The organism is Methylobacterium marchantiae (assembly GCF_042679825.1).
GTDB lineage: Bacteria > Pseudomonadota > Alphaproteobacteria > Rhizobiales > Beijerinckiaceae > Methylobacterium > Methylobacterium marchantiae.
This window is the reverse complement of the sequence record NZ_JBHTND010000034.1, coordinates 21358-42926: the sequence shown is the minus strand read 5'-3', so window position 1 is coordinate 42926 and position 21569 is coordinate 21358. Positions and strand designations below refer to the sequence as shown.

Below are 21569 nucleotides of genomic sequence, written 5' to 3'. Positions count from 1 at the left end.
CCGGTTCTCAGTCGTCCACATCGGCAGCCTCCACACAGGCAGCCTTGAATCACAAACCCCTCACATCACTCAATATGTCGCCGGACAGACACTTAGCTTACTTCCCGAAACCGATGTTTTTCAGAACACGTTTTAAGGCAGGCAACCCGGATATAGCTTTTAAGGCTCTGTGCCACTATCGGATCTTAAAATAAGTTGCACAATGGCGTAAAAACCCGTTTCATAGCAGGCTGAACAGCTTAGCTATTGGGTGAGCGACGCGCAACCTGGGTGTTGGGATAGTATCTGACGCTCACCCAGGACCCTCGATGTGGACGCCCGCCGCCCGCGCAGAGCTTGCGCGCGAGCCTGCCTTACGCAGCCAGCCTCAGCGATGCCGAGTGGGCGGCGCTTGCACCGCTTCTGCGTGCGCCGTCGAGCACAGGCCGTCCGTGGCACCGGCCACTGCGCGCCGTCTTCGACGGCATTCTGTACATGCTGCGGACAGGATGCGCGTGGCGGGCCACTGGACTTTCCGCCTGGGAAGGCAGTTTATCGCTGGTTCTTGCGCCTTTCGCAGTCAGGCGTGTTCGAGCGCCGCGGTGAACCGCGGAGAGGGCGAGCTGTGCGGTGAACCGCGGAGAGGGCGAGCTGTGCGGTGAACCGCGGAGAGGGCGAGCTGTGCGGTGAACCGCGGAGAGGGCAAGATGTGTGCTGGCGGACGAGCCGCCACCACCCACTTGGCAAAGGGGCCTTGCAGGCCCCCGTTGCATCCCCCCGGCAGCGGCGCATCCCGGCATCGAGCCGAGAGACGCCGCGGCAACGAGGTGGCCGTTGCATCGCCAGTCAAGGGCGCGATCTCGGTCCCCCGATGAACCGAGAGACGCTTGTCCCTGTAGAGCCGGAAGAGCTTCTTGTGGTTGAGCTTTTGCCCCTATCGCCGCAACAGGATCAGAAGCCGCCTGTAGCCGAACCGGCGACGTTCGTCGGCCAAGCTGCGCAGCCGCGCCCGCGCGGCCGCATCGTCACCGCGGGTCGAGGCGTAGCGGTACGTCTTCGGCTCCAGGCCGATTAGCCTGCAGGCGCGACGCTGCGAGTAGCTCTTGTCGTCGATAGCTCAGCTCACGGCCATTCACCGTGTGCCGGGCGTCAGAGGTTTTTTCCTACCGCCTTACGAAGCGTCTCCACGTCGAGCATCGCACTGGCCAGGGGCTTCTTGAGCTTGCGGCTTTCCTCGTCGAGCACCTTCACGCGTCGCGCGTCAGACACCTCCATCCCGCCGTAGCGCGTGTGCCACGTGCAGAACGTCGTGTCGCTGATCCCGTGACGGCAGCAGATCTCAGCCACCGTCAGCCCCAGTCGCTGCACCTTCAAGATACCGATGATCTGCTCTTCGTTGAACCGGCTCTTCTTCATCTTCCGTCTCCACATCGACGGACCCTAGATTCAAAACGAGGGCACTTCCGGGGGCAACGTCAGAGGTTGCCAGAGAACGGAGCCTAGATCTGGATTCTGTACGTCAAAGGTCCATAAAAGCGATGAAACCGCCAACCTTAAGGGATTTTTCGTGATCGACACATTGACGCCGGAGGCTCGCTCCCGGAACATGTCTCGTATCCGTGGGAAGAATACGAAACCCGAGCTCGTCGTGCGTCGTATCCTGCGTAGCACGGGCGTCGGCTATCGGCTGCACGTGAAGGCTCTGCCAGGATGCCCAGATATCGTGATGGCGGGCCGCAGACGCATCATCGAAGTGCGGGGATGCTTCTGGCATCGACATCCCGGATGTCGGTTTGCCTACGAGCCAAAAACGCGACAGGAGTTCTGGAATACCAAACTTGAAGCCAACGTAGCTCGCGATCGCCAGAACGAGGCCATTCTGAGCGAGAAGGGATGGCACGTACTTGTGATTTGGGAGTGCGAAATCAGGGACTTGGGGGCACTTCGTGAGAGGATTTCCTGCTTCCTTGAGATTGACCCCACAAATTGCCATCCTGCTGCGATCGCGAAAGTGTAAAATTAAATTCAGCCCGAGCCTGGCTTTCCACGTCGGACCTGGTAGCGTTCCCCCTTCAATGATGGGTGGGTGAGCGTGATCAGAGGTCTCGACATTTTCTGTGGTGCCGGAGGTGGAAGCTGGGGCGCAAGAGCGTCTGGCGTCAACTTTGTGGGTGCCATCGACATGTGCGCAAACGCGACACAAACTTACAAAGCAAACTTCCCAGATACGTGGGTCGTTACATCGCGTCTTGAGGATGTTGATGTAGCTAGCTTGGTGCGCCGCCTTGGTAGAGTAGACCTTTTACTGTCGTCGCCCGAATGCACCAACCACACCTGTGCCAAAGGGTCGGCACCGCGGGACGAATCCAGTCGTGCGACCGCGATGCACGTTGTGAGCTACGCACGAGCTTTCCGACCAAGGTGGTTGGTGCTTGAGAACGTCGTGCACATGCGGCCCTGGACGCGCTACGAGGAACTGAAGAGTGAGCTCCGTTCACTAGGTTACCGGCTTGCCGAGCAGATTTTGAATGCCGCGGACTTCGGCGTCCCGCAGAGCCGACGACGGTTGTTCTTGGTTGGCGATCTGAAAGGGGATCCCAAATTGATTGATGCTACTGCAACACATCTGCGGCCAGTTGTTGCCAATATTCTCGATCAAACCGAAAGTTGGCCGATGACTCCTTTGAGGCGGCAAGGGCGCGCTCAGGCAACCCTTGATCGCGCAGACCGGGCAGTCGCAGCCATAGGCAAGGAAACACCGTTTCTCATTGTCTACTACGGGACGGATGGTAGCGGTGGATGGCAAAGGCTTACTCGACCTTTGCGAACGATCACCACCGTTGATCGCTTTGCGCTTGTCGTACCAAGTCCCGACGGACATAGAATGCGCATGCTGCAGGTTCCCGAACTAAGCCGCGCTATGGGGTTCGATGACGTATTTAAGTTCAACTTCGGTACTAGACGGGATCGCATTCGGATGTTGGGCAACGGCATTTGCCCGCCTGTTATGAAGGCTGTCGTTGGGGCACTCACCGGATCAGAAGGAAGTCCAGCCAAGCCGAGACTGCGAGTTGGCGACATGCTGCATGACACCGTCCAAGAGTTGATCTCGGAGTCGGCCTAGGGGCTTGATTTTACCTATTTGTCTAGGCGGGGGTGACAGAGTTACCTTGGCGGTTGCATAGAGGCCTATTAACTCGCCATCTAGCTTAAGTGTTGGCAGCTTAACAACGTGATCACCGGCTGAGTCCTGGTTTCCCAGGAAATGCGGAACGCCCAGACATACGAGTGCTCGACGCATACCCCTCTTCTGGTTTGAAACATCACAGGCTGGCACCACCTCCAATAGCCACCAGCGACAGGCATGGGCGAATAAGTCGAACAAATCTTCATCTATTGGTTGTTGCGATGTATTGCTATTGGGGTTATCCAATTTCCAGCTTTGAACTAAAGATTTTTTTGTCTTATCAGCTTTTAAAAAATGCTGATGGATCAGCGTTGTCAGTTCACAACCTATCAGGCGCTGGAGAACCGAATGCAAGTCTATTGGAACTCGTGACAGGGCCCCTCTTTCACCAGCAGATCCGCTCGGATCAAGATGAAGAGAGGTATTGAGTTCAGCCTTCTGATCATCATTGAGAGTAGCTGTAGTTGCACATCCGAAAGCTTCGCTCCAGAGCTGACGTTCGCTTGAGCGGATGACCTTTCGAACAAGCCGATCCCCAAATGCGGGCGCGACAGCCTGGAAGACGTTCTCAGGACGCGGTTCCCCTCCGTCCACTGCTTTCGACAGCGCCTTTAGGACATCCGCGATTGTTGGGCCTCCGTTATTCGATTGACCATGCGACGCAAGATCAGCGATGGACCGAGAGATATCTCGGGCCGCAGAGGCCGCTCGGATTTCCAAGTCGAATATGGCACCTACCACTGGATCTGTAGAGACTTCAGTATTTATAGCAATTGCAATTTCCTTTATTTTAAATTTTCCTCTTGCATCTAAAAAATTGTTTTTACTTAACGGAATAGATTTTATCGGGGCGCGGGCTCCTAATGAATCCAATAGCACGTTATGCAAATCGGGCACCTGATTCGGTGCAGCGGTCCAGGCGATAAGCAGCCATGGTCCATTTTCCTCCACGAGCACTGTATCCAGTACCGCAGCCACTGCTCTATGCTGCTGAATAGGAGGACCGGCACTTGCAATCAACCCTATGTCAGAAAATACAATTCGCACACCCGGATGACAACGCCTAATTGATCTGCTGCCCTTATAATGAAAAGGCAGCACACCGACACCAGTTGATTGCAAAGCGCTTACAATACCTTGTAGATCGTTCAACTGATCATCGATAGCGATGACCTGAGCACCTGGAAACCTCATTACGCATCCTTGAAAATGAATGCCACAACAGCACCGTCGATGTATTCGGGCATGCCGATCTCCCGTGGATCTGGGAAAGCGAGTCTTCCGCCTGACAGTTCCATGGCAAGGTTGGCATAATACAGACCGAGTCCCATCCCGCCAGGACGACGGCTCCAAAATGGTCGGATTAGGTCGTCCGGTGGATCCTTTAATCCGGGCCCGTTGTCGCCAACAATAAGAGCCGTACCGTCGGCATACTCGTCACTCGACCCTACCCATATCCGTCGTTGGAAATCGCCTTTTGGCGGATCGTCCGGCCATCGTACGCGCGTCCAGAAGATGGCATTGTCGATCGCGTTCGATATTGCACCGATAGCGAGCCCACGAGATGCTCGGACGTTCCGATCAAGTTGCTCCCCTTTCCCAAGCGGGAAGTCGATCGCAACTTGATGCACCTTGAATCTGATTTGGTTGAGAAACATGGCTTCTCGCGCAAGCTTGACGAGGCTGTGCTTGCGCGAGGGTTCTTTTTTCAGAACCGTTGCGAATCCTTCCAGTAGATCCTTCAGATAGCTGGTTCTCTGCTCGATCTCAGGCATGCTCTCGCGACGTGCAATCGCTTCAACCAGACCGCGAACTCCTCTCTCAAGCTCATGAAATATAAGCGAAAGCTGAAGGCCGGCGTTACCTGAATTCAGCATGATCTCGCGGAGCTGATCGTACTCCCGTTTAACATCGTCAACTAGAGCAACAAGAGTTGAAAGGCCCCGCTGCGAAAGTTCCTTCCTAAGTTGCGTGACTGGAGTATCGATCGAACGAGCGACTGGCTGTTTTATACCTGTCAGTGCTGTTCTTAAAACTTGTTTGTGAACCGAACGCTTATTTTCAAAAATAGACAAAGCAGACATGACCACCTCCTTTAGGCGATCGAATGCATTGTTCTCGACGAAACCCTCTCTGTTCGTCTTTTCTGTAAGCTGAAAGCTCTCATCTAATTTTAAATTTATCCGACCAAGTACCAAATTCCGGCTAATATTTCTAGTTGGCGTATTAACACGCCGAAGATCTAGGCCAAGCCAATCGTCATCGGGTTCACCGTAATTGTACACCCGAACTCCATCCCGATATATTCTTACCCCGCCATTGTTATCGAGATAGTCACGCACTATTTGCTTCTGTGGTAAAAAATTCCAGGTTTCGCGATCCCGATCGAAAACATGAAACGTTCCAGAGATTGATCCAATGCCTAATATTAGATCTTGATCAGCAACGACTTTTTTCCTCCCTGCTGATAGCAGTAGAGGCTCAACCCCACTTAAGATCGCTCCTTCGATCTTGATTCCACTGTATGGTCGAAAAACGTAGGTCCAGTTGATGTGATTGCCATCAAATGTGAATTCGAAGGTCCACATTGATATAGCGAGCACCTTTACCGGATCCGGCAAGTCCTCAACGGTTTTCTCCATACCTGGCAAACGCAGTTCTACCTGGAAGTCTGAAGGGCCTGATGTAGGGTCAGCAATCGATGTCAGGCTTCGATGAAGATCCCTGATTTCTCCTCTGGTCCAACTATCTCTTAGAGCCTCAATGACGATGCGTGTGCCGTGCTTGTTCCCCAGAAAGGTCATTGGCTTCCGCTCGACGATCGGAATACGAATCTCGTCGAGGTAGCGGTGAGAAAGCATTCTGGACCAGTCGAGCGTAACGACGACTTCTGTGCCGCTGCGCTGGCGCGTGATCATCCTGATGCGTCCGCCAAGCTTGTGAACCGCAAACCTGCCCAGCCCCTTCTCGCCGAGCGGAAGGCGGCCGAGCGGAGAGCGCACCTTTGCTTCCCGCTGCAATCTGCGGTGATCATCCGCTGGAGTGAGCCAGACATTCACAATCGTTTCGGAGGACATCCCCGAGCCGTCGTCCGTGACAACGATGCGTGCATCCGGTGTGTTCAGGTGCTCAAGCGTGACGACAACTTTTCGAGCATCAGCATCATAAGCATTTTTTACAAGTTCGAAGACGGCGAGGCGAGGGCTACCGATGAGCTCATCGCCAAGGAGCTGAAGGATACGTGCCCGCGGCCGAAAACCTGCCTCAAGCGGAACGGTGGCGGGTTGCTTGGCCATGATGACTCTTTTTGCCTGTCAAGGTTCTAGCATCGTCTTAACGCTACCCATAGTGCTCCCCAAAAGAGGGCTGCCACTCGGCGGCGTCTCGATCTGCGATGGTGCTCGACCCAAATGTTGGCGTTGAGGTCAGACTGTCGGCCAATACGAGCCAAGGTACGGCAGCCGTTGAACGGCTACGATCCTGATCGTTTATGGAATCAGGGAAGGACGATCTTAGCTCTAAGCGCGCCAGGACGACACCCAGCAGGCGGCTTGATTCCTGCCGAGCTGCGTCATCCACCAGGGCATTTGCCGGGATTGTAGGCGCTGTCCCGACTGCGGCGGATCAAGCTCTGCCTTCGATAGCCGATACGTCTGGCATACCAAAAAAACACGGTCATACTCCGAGAACGCCGTTCTCTATGGCCTTCAGAGGGAAGGGCCCGACCGTCGGCGGCGTTTGCGTGGTTCCTTACGTCGGGGCTCGGTCTCGGTCGGCATTTCCGTCTGCGCCATCGCCTGGGTATCGGTAATGTCTCGTTTGAGTAAGGCCTGTTCGTCTAGATGAGCGCTGCGGATGTGGCGGAACTCGTCCTGAAGTTCGCGCCGGTTGGCGAGTTGCCGGTCGATCAGTGTCTGACGCTCGATGGCATCGCGCCGCGCTGACGTGTCGACCTCGATCTCGTTCTGCCTTCGCAGCTTGGCATGGCGGCCGACGACCCGGTCCCAGATGCCAAGCAGTCCTTTTCGGAGCCGCTGGCTCTTGGCGCGCGCCTCCTCGACACTGCGGCGTGCCTGTGCATCTGCGAGGTCGCGTCGCTCGCCCCGCTGCGAAACGACCATTATACGCCGCTTGACTTCGAGGCGGGCAGCCGCGTCCTCGAACTCCCGCGTGGCCTCGTCCGCAAGGCCGGTCAACTTCTCGCCGAGACGAGCCGCCATCTGCGCCCGAACGTCGGCGACGGGGTTCAGTGTCTCACCGTCGCCGAACCGGGCGCGCACAGCCTTGGTTGGGATGCCGACCCAACGCGCGACCGCATAGACCTCACCCCGGTAATCAACGGCGACGACGCCCCGGCGGTCGCCGCGTGCGAGCATGAGACCACGTGCGTCGAGCGCGTGCTGAAAGCCGGCAGCGGAATCCGACGCCGCCCAGCATTCTTGGAAGAGGGCCTTCAGGGCACGCGCATCCTGCTCGGTCCGGCGCGCCTGCTGCCATTCCGCCCGGCTGAAGTTCAGCGGATCGCGCTCCGCGCTGTCGATGAGCCCGGCCGGCATGCGCCAACCATGCTCGATGTAGAGCCTGCGCGAAACATCTCGCAGCTTCACCTTGAAGTGCGGCAGGTTGATCGCTCGCATGCGCTCGGGGTCGATGCGCGACCAGACGCAATGGGCGTGGCGGCGGCCCTCCTTCTCGTGGAATACGATGGCCCGCGGCTGTCCAACCAGACCGACCTTCGTCTCGATGTCCGTGATCGCCTTCTCGAACACCTCGACCGGGACCGATTCGCGTTCCGGTGGGCTGAGGCTGAGCGAGAACAGGAACTGCGTGCAGCGCGTGCCGCGGCTGAGGGCATAGGATTCGTTTAAGGCGTCCACGAAGTTATCGGCGACGAAGCCGCGAAGCTCGTGGACGCTCACGTGTTCGTTGTCCCGCTCGTTGAGCAGGTGCCAGGCCAACTGCTTGGCGCCCGCCCGCTGGCTAGCCTTCAGGATCACCGCGATCGGCCCTCGATCAGGCCAAGGGCCGCGACCAGTTGGTCCCGCATCGAGCGGACGTGTGCGCAGGCCTGTTCGATCTCGGCCAGCGTTGGCTGATCGAGAGGCAGGCACCCCGTGCGGGCTTCGCTCACGAGCCGGTTCAGGTTGTAGGCGATGCCGGACTGACCGAGGAGGCCGAGGACTCGCGCCAAGGCTTCCTGATCGGCGATCGGTCGATAGGAGCGCCCCTTACGGGGAGCCGCCTCACCGGAAAACAGCACTTTTCTGACGTAGGCGCTCAGCGACATGCTGGCAGCGGCGGCCTGAAGCCGTTCAAGCTCGACCTCTGTGAAGCGCAGTGTGAGGCGAGGAGAGGGCTTAGCGGTTCGTTTCGCTGATGTGGCACCCGCCTCGAATGCCTGCCGCAGAGCGGTCCGGCATTCCTGATGACCGGGCCTCATGGCTGGGGCCCTCCGAAATCAACCTTCTGCTTCGACAGGCAGGTGTTCCAATCCGCCAAAGTCTCGAAGAGCGCGTTCGACGTTTCTCCGTCGAGGCGCGCCAATCTTTTCCGAGCCATTGCTTGGGCGGGAATATCTCTTAAATAAATGTCTTATGCACCCGCTGGTCATACAATCCGGTGGTGCAAACAGTCATGGCCCTGATGTCATATCTCCTCCGCGACAGGCTGGGCACGTACTATTTCCGCCGCGTCATCCCGGCGGACCTCAGGCCATTCATGCCTGCCCCCTGGACGGGCGAGGCGAACTGGAAGCTCAGCCTCAAGACAAAGTCCCCTGCCACTGCAAAGCAGGCGGCCTCGCGCTTCCTTCGGGATTGCATGGCGGACTTCGAGGCGGCCGAGCGGGGAGCCTGCGGTTGCCAGCCCGAGACTCACCGTCCTGCCTCCGGCCGAAGCGATTGAGCGGGAAATGCTGGCTGGCCTCCTAGATGTATGAACCTGAGGGTTCTGGGATCCAGATGAGGAGGCATGATCTCTTCGCGCCAAGCCTACCCGTCCGATGTTTTCGATGATGAATGGGCGCTGGTCGCGCCGTACCTGACGCTGCTGCGCGAGGATGCGGGGCAGCGTGAGTCTTCGCTTCGCGAGGCGTTCGACGGACTGCGCTACGTGGTGAAGACGGGGGGCGCCCTGGCGGTCCCTGGCGATGGATGCCGCATGACCTCCCGCCCCGGGAAGCCGTCTACCAGCAGGCGCAGCGCTGGCTGGCGGCAGGCTGCTTCGAGCAACCGGCCGACGATCTGCGGGCGCTGCTGCGTCTGGCTTCCGGGCGTTCTCCTGAGCCGAGCGCGGCCATCCTCGACAGGACCCTTCGCTCTACGCCCGAGAGCGGCGAGCGGGCCGGCTACGATGGCGCCAAGCGTAAGAAGGGCTCGAAGGTCCATCTGGCCGTCGACACCCTGGGCCATCTCCTGGCCCTGCACGTCACCCCCGCCGATGCCGATGCCGACGATCGGTCCCAGGTCGGGCATCTGACGCAAGCCGTGCAGGCCGCCACCGGGGACAGCGTCGATCTGGCTTATGTCGACCAGGGCTAAGCCGGGGGAAAGCTGGCCAAGGTCGCCCGCGAACACGGCATCGAACTGGAGGTCGTCAAACTCCCGGAGGCCAAGCGCGGCTTCGTGCTGCCGCCGCGCCGCTGGGTCGTGGCGCGCTCCTTCGCCTGGGCGACGCGCTTCCGCCGCCTCGTCAAGGATGACGAGCGCTATCCCAGCACACTCGCCGATCTCCACATCGTCGCCTTCGTTTGCTTCCGGCTCAAACAGGCAACGAAACTCGCGGGCGGTTCATGTCAGCATCTAATGTTGATCGCGTTTTAAATATATTTTTCTTTTAAAATACTAATGAAATGTATCTCAATAATATAAATAGGTTAGTAGTTATATATTATTGAGATAATTTCTTGATTACTTAGTCATGGCGTTGGCCCGCGTTGCGGGAATCTTTGTTTGAACATCTCCATCGTCAATTCCGGGACTTTGACCGGGGACGGCGCGTCGTCCTGGGGTTCGTCGGCGTCATTCCTTTTCTGATCGCCGCGGGACGAGAACATGCGCAGTTCCTGCCTGTCCTCGTCCCGCGAAAGTTCGATCGCCGCACGCGAGACGATGGTGACCGTCCAGTCTTGGAAGACGTCGCCGGTGCGCAGACGGTGGACCTTCCGGTCGCCGAGATCGCGCACGATGGCGAGGTCGGTGTCATCGATCCGGATAAGTCCCAGCAAGCGCAGGTTCGGTGCGGGCGAGGGGGGAAGGGCGACCGGAATCCGCGCCACCGGCACCGCTTCCGGCGCTGGGCGGGGGGCGACGAAGCGTCGGCGGGACGTCTCGAACAGAGGCCTGTCCCGAAAGGCCGTGAGCGATCGCGGGTCGATGGACCGCAGCGGGTTGATGGCGGGGTCGCGGGCGGAGGGGGCATGCCCAGCGTGGTCCTGCACAGCAGTGTGGTCCTGCACAGCGTGGTCCTGCGCGGCCGGCTCCGACGGCTCGGCCCATGCCGGGATACGGGAGAGACCGATGAGACAACCGGCAAGACAGGAAGCCATCAGGGTCGCTCGCAGACGCGGCCGCGCGCGGTGTCGCTTTCCGCGGATCATGCGGGCTTCGTCCGCCAGTAGCCATGGACCACGAGGGTGACGCGCAGCAGCGTCGGCCCGGACCGCTCCCCACGCGGCGCCCGCGTCATGGTCACCTCGTGGACGCTCAGCAGCGGAAGCCCGGTCTCGATCGCGTGCAGCAGATCGGCGAGGCCATCGTTGTCGATATCGAGGATGGTCTGGAGCGCGATGCGCCCGGACGACTCGGCGCCCTGATCGGACACCATCTGGGTCTCGACGAGCCGGCCATCCGCCGCATCGATGAGTCGGCCGAGAAGGCTCAGGAGCTCCGCCCGTGCCAGGCTGGCGCTTGGGCTCGCCAGGTAGACCGGCGTGACGTCCCGCAGGGTCGACCGGCCCGACAGGCGCACCTCAATCTGCGTCCGCATCTGAGCCAGGATGTCCTCCTTGGCCGTGATCTCCCCCGTCTGGCCGATGGCCTGCACCAGAGCCGTCACGGCAACGGCACCGAGCAGGACCGGAAGGCCGAGGAAGACGAGGAGCGCCGCGGCCCGCCGGATGTCGGGCCGGTCGAGCCCGCGCGACAGGGCGTTGCTCATGGCCGTGCCTCCGGCACGGATGCCGCCCCCCGATCCGCGACGATCTCGAAACTGTCGATGCCGTCCTCCTCGCGCGTCACGGGCGCGGAGAAGCGCACGTTCGTCAGTCCCGATGCCTCGAGGATGCCGATCAGGTTGCCGGCATCGCGTGACTGGCCGACCAGCCTGATCGTCCGGGGACCGATCTGCAACTCGCGCAGATGGCTGTCGTCCGGCAACGTCCCGGCTACCCGGTCGATCAGGAGCATCGCGGAGGTTTCCGGCGTCTTGCCTGCGTGGATCATCGCCTCCGGGGCGCCCGCCCGCCCCACCATGCCGCGCAGCGTTCTGCGGACTTTCGCCAGATCGAGAGACACGTCCTCGGAGCGCGCCTCGACCATGGATGCCCAGATCAGGCTGCCGATGGCGACGGCGGCGAGGCTTGCCGTGACGCCACCCCAGGCCAGCAGGACCTGCCGACGCAGTCGGTGAGGCGAGGACGGGACGCCGCCGCTTCCCAGGTCGATGAGTAGGGACCGCCCGGTCTCGGCCGGTCGCGGCCCCAGCCCGGTCAGGGTGAGGCCGAGGGCTTCGATGGCGGCCCGGGGGCCGGCGGCGACATGTCTGGGCATAGCGGCGAACTCGATGCCGATCGCCTCGGCATCCTCGCTGACGACGCGATAGCCGTAGAGGATACGGTCCGGCCGCCACGGCGTGAGGCGTTCCAGGCGGTGCGCCAGGATCGGGCCCAGGTAGAGGCGGGCGGTCGCCGGCAGTTTCAGGCTCCGTCGCAGCAGCATCTCCGGCGGAAGGTGAAGCTCGACCGCTGACCAGGACGAAGTGGCGATCTCGGAACGGGAAGAGGCGTTCAGGGCAGTGAGGGGGCCGAGATCGGAGACAGACTCACCCGAGACCCGGTGAACCTGCAGATCGCCGGCGCCGTCGAAGAGGAAGACGAGCCGCCGGGTCGGCATCCAGCGGGCGCAGAGGGGTTTAACCAGGGCGACGAAACTGTCGAGCAGGGACGCGAAGACCCGTCGCAAGGGTGAGAGTACCTGCCACAGGCGTCCGACGGCCTCATTCTCAGCCCACTGCACGGAACACCTCGTCGATACAGGTGAAGCCCTGAGCGGCCTTGAGCAGGCCGTCCTCCAGCATGGTGGTCATCCCGTCGAGGCGAGCGGCCGCCACGAGGCGCTGCGGGTCTGGACGCTCGCGGATCAGCACCCGGATCTCCGGGGTTGCCGCGAAGACCTCGAAGACGCCGACCCGGCCCTGGAAGCCGCTGCCGCTGCAGGTGGGACATCCGACCGCGCGGTGGTAGTCGGCATGCTCCGGCACGGACAGCCCGCGGGTGCGGCACAGGTCACGCACCTCGGCGGTGCGTTCGGGAGCCGGCCTGCGGCAGCGCTCGCACAGGCGCCGGACGAGGCGCTGGCCGAGGACGCCGCGCAGGCTCGCTGCGATGAGGTAGGGCTCGACGCCCATGTCGGCGAGGCGGACCACCGCGTCGGTGGCCGAATTGGTGTGGAGCGTCGTCAGCACGAGGTGGCCGGTGAGCGCGGCCTGAATTCCGATGCTCGCGGTCTCGCCGTCGCGCATCTCGCCCACCATCATCACGTCGGGATCGTGACGCAGGAAGGCGCGCAGGGCCTGGGCGAAGCCGAGGCCGATGGAGGGCTTGATCTGGGTCTGGTGGATGCCGGCGATCTGGTACTCGATCGGGTCCTCCACCGTGACGATCTTGCGGGCGGGATCGTTGAGCAGCGACACCGCCGTCGCCAGGGTGGTGGTCTTTCCGCTTCCCGTCGGCCCCGTGACGATGATGATCCCGTGGGGCTCGGCGAGCAGGCGCTCGAAGGCCGTCCGGTTGACCGCATCCATCCCGATACGGGCGAAATCCAAGAGCCGCGCATCCTTGAGCAGAATGCGCGCCACCGCCGTCTCGCCATAGAGGGTCGGCATCACGGCGATACGCAGATCCGCCTCCACATGGCCGATACGGATGTTGGCGCGCCCGTCCTGCGGCAGACGCCGCTCGGCGATGTCGAGGCCCGCCAGGATCTTGATGCGGGAGATCACCGCCGGGGCGAGGCGCTTGGGGAGCGACTGGTCGAGGCGCAGGATCCCATCCACGCGCAGGCGGATGCGCAGCGCCTCGCGCCCGGTCTCGAAATGGATGTCGGTGGCGCCCGCTTCCAGCGCTCGCTCCAGCACCTGATCCACCGCGCGGACGATGGGGGCGCCGCGCGCCAGATCCTGCAGCGCCTCGGGGTCGTCCCCCAGCGCGAGGTCGAGGCCCTCGAGAGCGGTGTCCGATCCGTCGGCGCCGGCGGTCGGTCCCTCGCGCTCTTCCTTGCCGATGTCCGAGAAAAGGCGGTCGAAGGCGTCGAAGGGCAGGATCGTCAGCGCGTCGGCCCCGGGTAGGGCGAGCCTTACCGCGTCGATCTCCTCGCCGGCCCCGGGATCTGCCACGGCCAGGCACAGACCGTCCTCGCCGGCATAGGGCAGGATGAAGGTCTCGCGCAGGAAGCGGAGGGAGAGGTCGCTGCCGATGACCGCCCCCGCCGCCACTTCGCCTGGCCGGGCGAGGGGAAGCCCGTAGAAGACGGCCAGTTGCGCGGCGAGCTCGGCCGCACCCACATGACCGCCGCGCCAGAGGCTTTCAAGCAGGCCGCCCTCGCCGCCGAGTTCGCGCCGCCCACCGCTGGCGGCCGGCGGGACCGCCACGCCCCGGCCGCGCAGGAAATCGAGGATGTCGCCGGAAGGCGCGCCGCGCTTCATGGACGAAGGTTCGGCCGGCACGGCGGCGGTCTCCCGAGCGTTCGTCATTCCGACCATTCCAGGACGTGGAAGGGCGCCAATTCGGCGTTCGCGGAGGCGATCACCGCGCTCACGCTCTTGGCGCGGGCATTGTGCCCGCGGGCGGTGACCGCTACGCGATAGGCCGGCCCGGGCTCCGTCTTGATGCTGTCCCCCAAGGCGCCGAGGGAGGCCTTCAGGGCAGATACGGTCTCCGGCGTCGGGGCTCTGCGCTGCGCGAGGATGTCTTCCAGCGACGGCCGGCTGAGACCGGGCAGGGCTTCGAGAACGGCGCGGTTCGCGCTCAGGACGTTCACCCTGCCGTCCGGATTGTAGACGGTCACGAGGGGAGCGAGAGCCCGGACATCGCGCTGGCTCAAACCGAGGAGGGTGGCCGCCTCGTCGAGGGACCGCAGGGGGCGGCCCGAAACCGGCCGCTTGCCGCCGCGCCCGGCTTCCGTCCTGCCCGGCCTCCTCGGCGCTTCCGTCGGCCTGGACTCCTCGCGCCAGGCGACGAGGCGGGCAGCAAAGGTGTCCGGTGCCATGCCGGAGGCACCGCTCGCCCGGTAGACGGAGGCGAGAAGATCGGGCGGGGACCCGTTGAGGTCCACGAGGCCGGCCTCGTCGCGGACCGAGGCGACGAACCGCCCGCCCGGGAGCGGCAGGCTCTGGCCGTTCAACTCTTCGGCGGGCTGTTGCTCCAGCAACAGCCGGTAGGCCGTCAGGGCGATCCCGGCGTGGACCAGTCCCGTCAGCGCCACGTCCTCGTCGGCCAGGGCGACGCTTTCCACCGAGGAGCGCAGGGCGAGAAGGGCGCCGCCGGTCAGCGCGGCGATGAGGGTGAGGATGCCGATCACCGCCACCAGGACGAAACCCTGGCGATCCGAAGACCGCATCATAACCGGCTCTCCTCGGGGGAGGGCCGGGGCGCGATGGCGGCGGTCTCGCCCTTGTCCTGCCGGTCGGGTAAACCGCAGGGACCCTGACCGCCCTGCAGGCAGCCGATGTCGCTGTCGACCATCAGCCGCGTGCGGGCGGACAGGACGACGCGGCCGGTTTCGGGATCGATCATCTCCATCAGGACCACCTCGGGAAGGAGGGGACCGCTCGGCCAAGCCGTCTGCGGCAGCGGGAGAGCGCGCCCCTGTCGCGACGGCGCGAGATAGGCGAAGCGCAGACGGGTGCGCCCGGAATGCAGGTCCTGCCCGCTTCCGAAGACGAGGCTCTCGGGCCCGTTCATGCCGGGACGCAGCGGCGCCTCGCTCCTGAGGATGCGCCCGCCCTGCGGGCTCGCCTGGCTGGAGATGGACACGACGCGCTCGCCAGGGACCGTATGGTCGCCGCGCATGTCCGTCCCCGCCCGGGCGAAGACGAGCCGCGTCGGATGCCCCTCGAAGACGAAAGACTGTGGTCCCGGACCATCCCAGCGTGCCCGTGCCAGTCGGCGCAGGTCGCGCCCGATCGCGGTCATGGCCCGGTCGAGGGATTCCACGTCATGGGCATGGGCCACGCTGCGGTCGAGGACGCGCAGGAACAGCCCCGACGTCGCGACGAGGCCGGAGAGCACGAGGGCACTGAGTGCGATCGTCGTCAGCGCCTCGACGAGAAGCGAGCCCTCGCACCCGTGAAGCCGCTTGCGGGCGATGCTCGGCCCGCTCACGACGCGGCTTTCCGGGCAAGGATTACGGTCTCGATCCGAAGAGGCCGGCCCATGGTCTCCACGCGAATGGTGACGCTCACGGGCATCCAGGGCAGATCCTCGTCGGCCTTCCGGTCGGGCTGCCCCGACGTGGCCTCCGCCTTGGGCGGCTCGTCCTGGCCGGGCTTCCGGTCGGTGCCGGAACGTCGCCCGGTTCCGGCGAGGACACGCCGCACCTCGCCGTCGAGGAGGCGGGCCTCCACGCTCCAGCGCCGTCCGTCGGTGCTGCCGGACAGGCTGGACTGCGCCGTATCGCACCGACCCAGCACGGTATCCAGCAGGGACCGGGCGACGATCTCGCTGCGGGTGCGATCGTCGATCGCCTCGGTCCCGGCCCGCAGCATCACCGCCATGCGGAACAGGGCCGGAGAGACGGCGGCCAGAACCGTGAGAGCGACGAGCGCCTCGACGAGGGTGAAGCCGGCACCGGAACCCGCGCGGCGTCGCGCATTCGGCAGAGCGCGATCAATGAACAAGGACGATCGCTCCCGTGTCGCGGCTCACCCGCAGGTCGATACGGCGTCCGGCGGCGGACAGGGTGACATCGCCCCCGGACGATCGGCCGTCGGGATAGAACCGGATAGCGTCGGGCAGGGAGGCCCTGAGGTCGAGGCGCATGCCCGGCCCGGCGGAGAAGCCGGCGCCGCCCCGTTCCGAGCGGACGATCCCGGCGCGGGGATCGACCAGGGTCGCGCTCGCGCGCCCTGACGAGAAGGCGGCGTTGCGGTCGCCGCGCAGGAGCGCCGAGACTTGGTAGGCGCCGGCCCGAAGCGCCGCCGGTCCCGGTCCGCCACGCAGGAACGGGAGCGACAGCCCCGCGAGCAGGCTCACGAGCAGGAGCGCCGCGATGGTCTCGATGAGCGTGAACCCCGCCCGCCGGGTCTCGGAGCCGCCACGTCGCAGGAGTGGCAGAGGTGGCAGGCAAGCCATGGCGGCTCATTCCTCCTTCACGGCATCGGCTCCACGGCCGTTCGGACCGAGGGAGACGATGGCATACGGGGCGTTCTTGCCCGGCACGCGATACTCGTAGGGCCTGCCCCACGGATCAGCCGGCAGTGTCGGCTGCTTGAGGTAGGGCCCCGCCCAGCGGTCGGCGCCGGCCGGTCGCGTCACCAGGGCGGTCAAGCCCTCGTTGGCGGTGGGGTAGCGGCCGAAATCGAGATAGTAGAGGTCGAGGGCGGCGGAGAAGGCCTCGACCTGGAGCTTGGCCGCCTTCTCGCGCGAGCTGCCGAGGTAGCCCAGCACCCTAGGGCCGGCGAGGCCCATCACCAGCCCCATGATCACGAGCACGACGAGAAGCTCGACCAGGGTGAATCCGCCGCTGCGGTCGCGCTGGCCACGATTGTCGCTCGGTCCGTTCGGGATCGTCTTCGGGAACATCCGGGCCTCTCATTTCAGGAGATCGTTGACGCTCATCAGTGCCGTCATCACCGAGATGATGAGCCAGGCGATCATCACGCTGACGACCATCATCGTGGCGGGGCCGATGATGGCGATGGCGCGTCCCAGGGCGGCGTCGAGGCGCATCTCGTAGAAACCCGCCACACGACGGGCGCTGTCGGCGAGATCGCCGGCCTCCTCGCCAACGCGAAGAACCTGGACGACATGGGCAGGCAGGACGCCCCGCGTCGCGAGGGAGTGCGAGAGCCGCTGGCCCTTGCGGACGTCGGCGATGACGGCGTCGATCTCGCGGGACAGGGTCGGGAGCCGGACGACGTCGCGCAGCAGACGCAGGGTGGTGGAGATATCGATACCGTTCGAGACCAGCACCGCGAGCGTCCGGCAGAAGGTGAGGGTCCCTTCATAGAGGAAGAGGGTACGCAGCACCGGCACCCGGAAGGCCAGACGCAGGCCGAGGCGATGCCCGGCGGTGACGCGGCTCACCATGAACAGGCCGAGCACCAGGGCGGCCATGGTGATGAGGATGACCTCGCCGTTGTGGCGCAGGAACGCGGAGGCATCGAAGACGAGGAGGGCGGACGGGTCGAGCTTGTCCTTGAAGCCTTCCAGCGCGGTCTCGAATTGCGGGATCACGTAGACGAAGATGAAGATCATCGCACTCATGGCGGCGAAGATGAGGAAGACCGGATAGCTGATCGCTCCCACCAGTCGCTTGCGCAGGCGCTCGGTGCGCTGGCGTTCCTCGGCGAGGTTGGTCAGGGCCTGCTCCAGGCGGCCGGTGGCCTCGGCGACCTCCACCATCTTGACGTAGATCGGCGGAAAGAGGCGCGGATGCTCGGACAGGGCCTGCGAGAGGCTGTTGCCGCTGGCGAGCGCCGCATGGACATCGCGCAGCACGTGCTTCTGCCAGCGTCCCGCGCCCATCTGCGTCAGCAGCAGCAGGGACTGGCTCAGGGTGACGCCACCCTTGAGCAGCATGACGATGTCGAGGGTGAGGGCCGTCACCTCCTCGCTGCGCGGCTCCGGCGTCAGCCACTGGCGCCAGTCCCGACGGGCACGTCCCCCCGCGGCGGCGAGGGCAGCGATCGGCACGAGACCCGCACGGTCGAGTTCTTCCAGGATCTCCGCCTGCGACCCAGCATCCATGACGCCGGAATGGATGCGTCCGCCCGGATCGATCGCCCGATAGGTGAAGCTCGGCATCAGAACCCCGTCGCGTCGAGGGACGGGACCATCCGGCCCAGCGCCCAGACCAGAAGGATCGCGGGCGCCAGGAAGGCGCCCAGGGCGATGCGGTCCCGCGCGCCCATCGGCCGCCCCGCGACCCTGCGGACGAGGACGAACGCCAGTGCCAGGGCGCAGGCGCCGAAGGTCGCCCATGCGAAACCCTGGACGCCCGCGAGGACGCCTCCCGCCGAGGCGAGCTTGACGTCGCCGAAACCCAGCCCGTCGTAGCCGCGCCGGCGGTAGAAGAGCTCCCGCAGGAGGAGCAGGGTTCCGGCGCAGAATACGGCGTCCACGGTCAGGCCCGCGATGACGAGCCGGGGATCGTGCAGGGCCTCGAGGCCTTCGCCGAGGCGCAGGGCCGCCCCCACCATCACGATGCCGGCGACGGCGCCGTCCGGGATCGTGAAGGTCACGGCGTCCTGCCAGATGATCCAACCGACGAGGACGGTGATCAGCATGGCGGCGAGGAGCCGTGGCAGGCTCTCCGCAGGAAGGGCCGCGAGCAGGGCGGCCGCGACGAGACTGATGCCGACGGCCGCCCGATCGGGATGCGGGACGAGGCTCCGCGCGATCATTGCTTGTAGATTGCCGCCCGGGCGGAGGCATCGGCCCTCGGCCTGCCGGAAAACTTCAGGCGTGAGCGGAATTCCTCGGCCACCGACGTCGCATCCTCGCCGTTGCGCACCACGACCGGGCGGATGAACATGACGAGCTCCTTGCGGTCGAAGCCCTTGTCGGTGGAGCCGAACAGGTCGCCGATCAGCGTGCGGGCGAGATAGGGGATGCCGTCCTTCACCGCGTGACGGCTCTCGCTGATCATGCCGGCCAGGAGTACGGTCTGGCCGTTGTTGATCGTCAGCGAACTCGACACCCTGCGCCGCGAGATCGTCGGCGTGAGCGTATCCTCGCCCTTGGAGACGTTGGAGATCTCCTGTTCCACGTCCAGGGTGACGGTGTCGCTCTGCCCCACGCGGGGAATCAGCTTCAGGATGATGCCGGTATCCTTGAACTCGACCTGGTTCAGGACGGGCGCATCGACGTTGACCACACTCTGCCCCTGTCGCGTGGTGATCGGCACCTGATCGCCGACCTGGAGGACCGCCGGCTTGTTCTCCATCACGACGAGAGAGGGCGAGGACAGCACCTGGACCTTGGAGATGCTGTCGAGGGCCGAGATCACCACGTCGGGGCTGTTGCCGCCGCCGACGAAATTGAAGCCGGGCAGCTTGCTCTTCAGAATCTGCTCGGCGGTGTCGCCGAGACCGATGGAACCCTTGTTCGCGCCCAGCCCCATCCTGTTGCTGCGCAGGTAGAACTGGATGCCGTATTTGAGGGCGTCGTTGAGCTGCACTTCGGCGATGATCACGTTGATCGCTACCTGGACCGGGGCGACGTCGAGGCTGCGCATGACGGCGAGGATCTTCTGGTAGGTCTCTCCGTCGGTATAGGAGACGACGGTGTTGTTGGCGGGGTCGGCATTCACCGACAGGGCGAGCCGGCGGCTCTGACCGCCGCGGCCGGATTCGCCCTCGTTCTGCACGGGATCAGGGGTGAAGGCCTCGGCCGAAGCCGGGGCAGTGCGGAACCCGCCCGAGCGCGTGGCACTCACCGGCTGAGCCAGCGAGGACTGCGCTCCCCCCGGATTCAGGGAACCGCCCTCGCTTCCCCGGCCTCCGCCATCCTGCGACCCGCTGCCGAAAGGCGTGGTGGACAGGCCCCCGCCGAGGCCCATTGCTCCGGGCGAGTCGGACGAGCCAGTGCCGCCGTTCTTGAACAGGCTGTTGACGAGGCGGGCCAGCTCCTTGGCGTCGCGGTGGCGTGGGCGATAGACGAAGACGTTGTCCGCTGCCCGGTCGCTCTCCTGGTCCAGCCGTCGGATCCAGGTCTCGGCGCGGCGGATCAGGGCCGGGTTCTTCGATATGGCCAGGATGGCCCGCATCCGCGAGATCGACTTGAACTGTATCAGCCCTGAACCGCTGCCGTTGTTGTTCTCGTTGTCGAAGATCCGCGTCAGCTCCGCCACGACGGCGTCGACACGGGCTCGCCGGACCTCGAAGAGGCTCACCGACTGGTTCTGCATCCAGTCCGTGTCGAAGGATTCGATGGCGCGCACCGCCTCTTCGCGGTTGGGAGCGGGTCCCCGGACAAGGATCGCGTTGCGGCCCGGATCGATGCGCAGCCCGTCCGTCTCCGCGATGAAGCCGGAGAGGAGCTTGGTCATGGTCGCCGCCGAGGTGAAGCGCAAGGGTACCACGGAGACGCCGTTGCCCGGCATCGCCTCGCCCCCGTCCATGACGCCCCCGCCGACGGCCATGGGCGCGACCCGATAGGTCGACCCGATCTTGGTGAGGGCGATGTTCTGGGCGGCGAGAACCGTCTCGAGGGTCGACAGCACCTCGATCCGCGTCAACTGGGTCGTCGACGACAGGGTGATGCGGCCGCTGACGTTCGGTGCCACCGTATAGGTGACACCGAGCATGGTGCCGAGAACCGACTGGAGCACCTCCTTGATGTCGGCATCCTCGAAATTCATCACGTAGCGGCCGGCGGCCGGTTGGTTCTCGGCGGCGTTACGCAGGGCGACCGTCTTGAATGGGTTGTCCTCCCCCTGAGCCGTCGACGTGGGACGTCCTCCGATCTCCGCCTCGGCCATCTCCGACCCGAAATTGACGGTGCGTGCCGTTTCGCGGCTCGATGCCAGCAAAGCCCCCGATGGCGGCTTGCCCATAGAGACCTCTCGCGACCGTCTGGCGGTCAGGTCCACGAGACTCGCATCCGAAGGGCCGGCCTGTGAGATGCCGGCATGTGAGGGGTCGAGGCCGTCGGAGGCGACGCAGCCGGACAGAGCCATCGCCAAAATTCCGACTGAAGCAAGTGTCGTCAGACGCACACAACAATCCTTCCAGAAGCTCGCCGGCTGTTCAGCACGATACCGCCCGCGAACAGGGGTCATGCTTCGAATTGGCGCTGCTTTTGCCAACATGCAGGGCAATTCACGCGCCAACTCGGCCATGGCACGACCACATCGCCGTGTCTTTATTGAAGGATGGAATCTGCTACTGATAAAATTTAGAAAAATCGTAATTAAAGTCGGTATTCGTGACTTTATGCCACGAATACCACCAGTTCTCATTTGAT

Annotated in this window: 19 protein-coding genes and 3 pseudogenes; 5 read left to right on the top strand and 17 right to left on the bottom strand. The window is 63.7% G+C overall.

From position 1 onward, the window contains the following. Window positions 1–308 precede the first annotated feature (308 nt). Window positions 309–577: pseudogene (locus ACFQ4G_RS19025) on the top strand (transposase); the annotation flags it as partial. 272 nt (window positions 578–849) lie between these two features. On the opposite strand, the pseudogene ACFQ4G_RS19020 reads toward ACFQ4G_RS19025, so the two are convergent. Further along, window positions 850–1395: pseudogene (locus ACFQ4G_RS19020) on the bottom strand (transposase); the annotation flags it as partial. A gap of 151 nt (window positions 1396–1546) precedes the next feature. Here ACFQ4G_RS19020 and ACFQ4G_RS19015 point away from each other — a divergent pair. Continuing rightward, the gene (locus tag ACFQ4G_RS19015; protein ID WP_379040844.1) at window positions 1547–1996 is read left to right on the top strand and encodes a very short patch repair endonuclease; all 450 of its coding nucleotides are present in this window, start codon (window positions 1547–1549) and stop codon (window positions 1994–1996) included. A 69-nt stretch (window positions 1997–2065) separates the two neighbouring features. Further along, complete coding sequence (locus tag ACFQ4G_RS19010; protein WP_379040842.1) at window positions 2066–3103, top strand: DNA cytosine methyltransferase; 1038 nt, start codon at window positions 2066–2068, stop codon at window positions 3101–3103. Here ACFQ4G_RS19010 and ACFQ4G_RS19005 read toward each other — a convergent pair. From ACFQ4G_RS19005 to ACFQ4G_RS18990, 4 genes are all read right to left on the bottom strand, one after another. Next, on the bottom strand, window positions 3017–4360 hold the full coding sequence (locus ACFQ4G_RS19005) for a hypothetical protein (protein ID WP_238209110.1): 1344 nt from the start codon (window positions 4358–4360) through the stop codon (window positions 3017–3019). The two genes, ACFQ4G_RS19010 and ACFQ4G_RS19005, sit on opposite strands and share 87 nt — an antisense overlap. Further along, window positions 4360–6462 carry an ATP-binding protein gene (locus tag ACFQ4G_RS19000; protein ID WP_238209111.1) on the bottom strand — a complete coding sequence of 701 codons (2103 nt, stop codon included), beginning with the start codon at window positions 6460–6462 and terminating at the stop codon, window positions 4360–4362. Before ACFQ4G_RS19000 ends, ACFQ4G_RS19005 begins: the two co-directional genes overlap by 1 nt. 411 nt (window positions 6463–6873) lie before the next feature. Then, entirely contained in the window at window positions 6874–8124 is a 1251-nt protein-coding gene (locus ACFQ4G_RS18995) for a relaxase/mobilization nuclease domain-containing protein (RefSeq protein WP_238209112.1), read from the bottom strand. Between the two features lie 35 nt (window positions 8125–8159). Beyond that, the gene (locus ACFQ4G_RS18990) at window positions 8160–8606 is read right to left on the bottom strand and encodes a hypothetical protein (RefSeq protein WP_379040839.1); all 447 of its coding nucleotides are present in this window, start codon (window positions 8604–8606) and stop codon (window positions 8160–8162) included. A gap of 194 nt (window positions 8607–8800) precedes the next feature. Between ACFQ4G_RS18990 and ACFQ4G_RS18985 the strand changes: the two genes are divergently transcribed. Next, window positions 8801–9070 carry a DUF6538 domain-containing protein gene (locus ACFQ4G_RS18985; protein ID WP_379040837.1) on the top strand — a complete coding sequence of 90 codons (270 nt, stop codon included), beginning with the start codon at window positions 8801–8803 and terminating at the stop codon, window positions 9068–9070. Window positions 9071–9136: 66 nt separating this feature from the next. Beyond that, window positions 9137–9987: pseudogene (locus tag ACFQ4G_RS18980) on the top strand (IS5 family transposase). A gap of 95 nt (window positions 9988–10082) precedes the next feature. Here ACFQ4G_RS18980 and ACFQ4G_RS18975 read toward each other — a convergent pair. The 12 genes from ACFQ4G_RS18975 to gspD all read right to left on the bottom strand — a co-directional run bounded on the left by ACFQ4G_RS18975 (window position 10083) and on the right by gspD (window position 21282). After that, on the bottom strand, window positions 10083–10442 hold the full coding sequence (locus ACFQ4G_RS18975; RefSeq protein WP_238209114.1) for a hypothetical protein: 360 nt from the start codon (window positions 10440–10442) through the stop codon (window positions 10083–10085). A gap of 317 nt (window positions 10443–10759) precedes the next feature. Beyond that, complete coding sequence (gspM, locus tag ACFQ4G_RS18970) at window positions 10760–11323, bottom strand: type II secretion system protein GspM (RefSeq protein WP_238209115.1); 564 nt, start codon at window positions 11321–11323, stop codon at window positions 10760–10762. Then, window positions 11320–12399, bottom strand: coding sequence for a PilN domain-containing protein (locus tag ACFQ4G_RS18965; RefSeq protein ID WP_238209116.1), 1080 nt, complete (start codon window positions 12397–12399; stop codon window positions 11320–11322). The genes gspM and ACFQ4G_RS18965 overlap by 4 nt, the downstream gene beginning before the upstream one ends. Further along, complete coding sequence (locus ACFQ4G_RS18960) at window positions 12386–14134, bottom strand: GspE/PulE family protein (protein ID WP_238209117.1); 1749 nt, start codon at window positions 14132–14134, stop codon at window positions 12386–12388. The genes ACFQ4G_RS18965 and ACFQ4G_RS18960 overlap by 14 nt, the downstream gene beginning before the upstream one ends. After that, a complete protein-coding gene (locus ACFQ4G_RS18955; protein WP_238209118.1) occupies window positions 14131–15003 on the bottom strand; it encodes a type II secretion system minor pseudopilin in 873 nt (290 codons plus the stop codon). The genes ACFQ4G_RS18960 and ACFQ4G_RS18955 overlap by 4 nt, the downstream gene beginning before the upstream one ends. Then, window positions 15000–15764, bottom strand: a complete 765-nt coding sequence (locus ACFQ4G_RS18950; protein ID WP_238209119.1) for a hypothetical protein — start codon at window positions 15762–15764, stop codon at window positions 15000–15002. The genes ACFQ4G_RS18955 and ACFQ4G_RS18950 overlap by 4 nt, the downstream gene beginning before the upstream one ends. Then, window positions 15761–16279, bottom strand: a complete 519-nt coding sequence (locus ACFQ4G_RS18945) for a type IV pilus modification PilV family protein (protein WP_238209120.1) — start codon at window positions 16277–16279, stop codon at window positions 15761–15763. Before ACFQ4G_RS18945 ends, ACFQ4G_RS18950 begins: the two co-directional genes overlap by 4 nt. Beyond that, window positions 16269–16733: a prepilin-type N-terminal cleavage/methylation domain-containing protein gene (locus ACFQ4G_RS18940; RefSeq protein WP_238209121.1), complete on the bottom strand. Its 465-nt coding sequence runs from the start codon at window positions 16731–16733 to the stop codon at window positions 16269–16271. Before ACFQ4G_RS18940 ends, ACFQ4G_RS18945 begins: the two co-directional genes overlap by 11 nt. 6 nt (window positions 16734–16739) lie before the next feature. Next, window positions 16740–17183: a type II secretion system major pseudopilin GspG gene (gene gspG / locus ACFQ4G_RS18935; protein ID WP_238209122.1), complete on the bottom strand. Its 444-nt coding sequence runs from the start codon at window positions 17181–17183 to the stop codon at window positions 16740–16742. 9 nt (window positions 17184–17192) lie between these two features. Next, the gene (locus ACFQ4G_RS18930) at window positions 17193–18407 is read right to left on the bottom strand and encodes a type II secretion system F family protein (protein WP_238209123.1); all 1215 of its coding nucleotides are present in this window, start codon (window positions 18405–18407) and stop codon (window positions 17193–17195) included. Next, window positions 18407–19006: a prepilin peptidase gene (locus ACFQ4G_RS18925; RefSeq protein WP_238209124.1), complete on the bottom strand. Its 600-nt coding sequence runs from the start codon at window positions 19004–19006 to the stop codon at window positions 18407–18409. The genes ACFQ4G_RS18930 and ACFQ4G_RS18925 overlap by 1 nt, the downstream gene beginning before the upstream one ends. Further along, window positions 19003–21282, bottom strand: coding sequence for a type II secretion system secretin GspD (gene gspD, locus ACFQ4G_RS18920; protein WP_238209125.1), 2280 nt, complete (start codon window positions 21280–21282; stop codon window positions 19003–19005). The genes ACFQ4G_RS18925 and gspD overlap by 4 nt, the downstream gene beginning before the upstream one ends. Between the last annotated feature and the right edge of the window lie 287 nt (window positions 21283–21569).

Coding starts and splice junctions, on each gene's coding strand:
- ACFQ4G_RS18985 (WP_379040837.1), top strand. CDS start 8,801: ATGGCCCTGATGTCATATCTCCTCCGCGACAGGCTGGGCACGTACTAT.
- ACFQ4G_RS18940 (WP_238209121.1), bottom strand. CDS start 16,733: ATGGCTTGCCTGCCACCTCTGCCACTCCTGCGACGTGGCGGCTCCGAG.
- ACFQ4G_RS18990 (WP_379040839.1), bottom strand. CDS start 8,606: ATGAGGCCCGGTCATCAGGAATGCCGGACCGCTCTGCGGCAGGCATTC.
- ACFQ4G_RS18960 (WP_238209117.1), bottom strand. CDS start 14,134: ATGACGAACGCTCGGGAGACCGCCGCCGTGCCGGCCGAACCTTCGTCC.
- ACFQ4G_RS18955 (WP_238209118.1), bottom strand. CDS start 15,003: ATGATGCGGTCTTCGGATCGCCAGGGTTTCGTCCTGGTGGCGGTGATC.
- ACFQ4G_RS19000 (WP_238209111.1), bottom strand. CDS start 6,462: ATGGCCAAGCAACCCGCCACCGTTCCGCTTGAGGCAGGTTTTCGGCCG.
- ACFQ4G_RS19005 (WP_238209110.1), bottom strand. CDS start 4,360: ATGAGGTTTCCAGGTGCTCAGGTCATCGCTATCGATGATCAGTTGAAC.
- ACFQ4G_RS18930 (WP_238209123.1), bottom strand. CDS start 18,407: ATGCCGAGCTTCACCTATCGGGCGATCGATCCGGGCGGACGCATCCAT.
- gspM (WP_238209115.1), bottom strand. CDS start 11,323: ATGAGCAACGCCCTGTCGCGCGGGCTCGACCGGCCCGACATCCGGCGG.
- gspG (WP_238209122.1), bottom strand. CDS start 17,183: ATGTTCCCGAAGACGATCCCGAACGGACCGAGCGACAATCGTGGCCAG.
- ACFQ4G_RS18925 (WP_238209124.1), bottom strand. CDS start 19,006: ATGATCGCGCGGAGCCTCGTCCCGCATCCCGATCGGGCGGCCGTCGGC.
- gspD (WP_238209125.1), bottom strand. CDS start 21,282: ATGGCTCTGTCCGGCTGCGTCGCCTCCGACGGCCTCGACCCCTCACAT.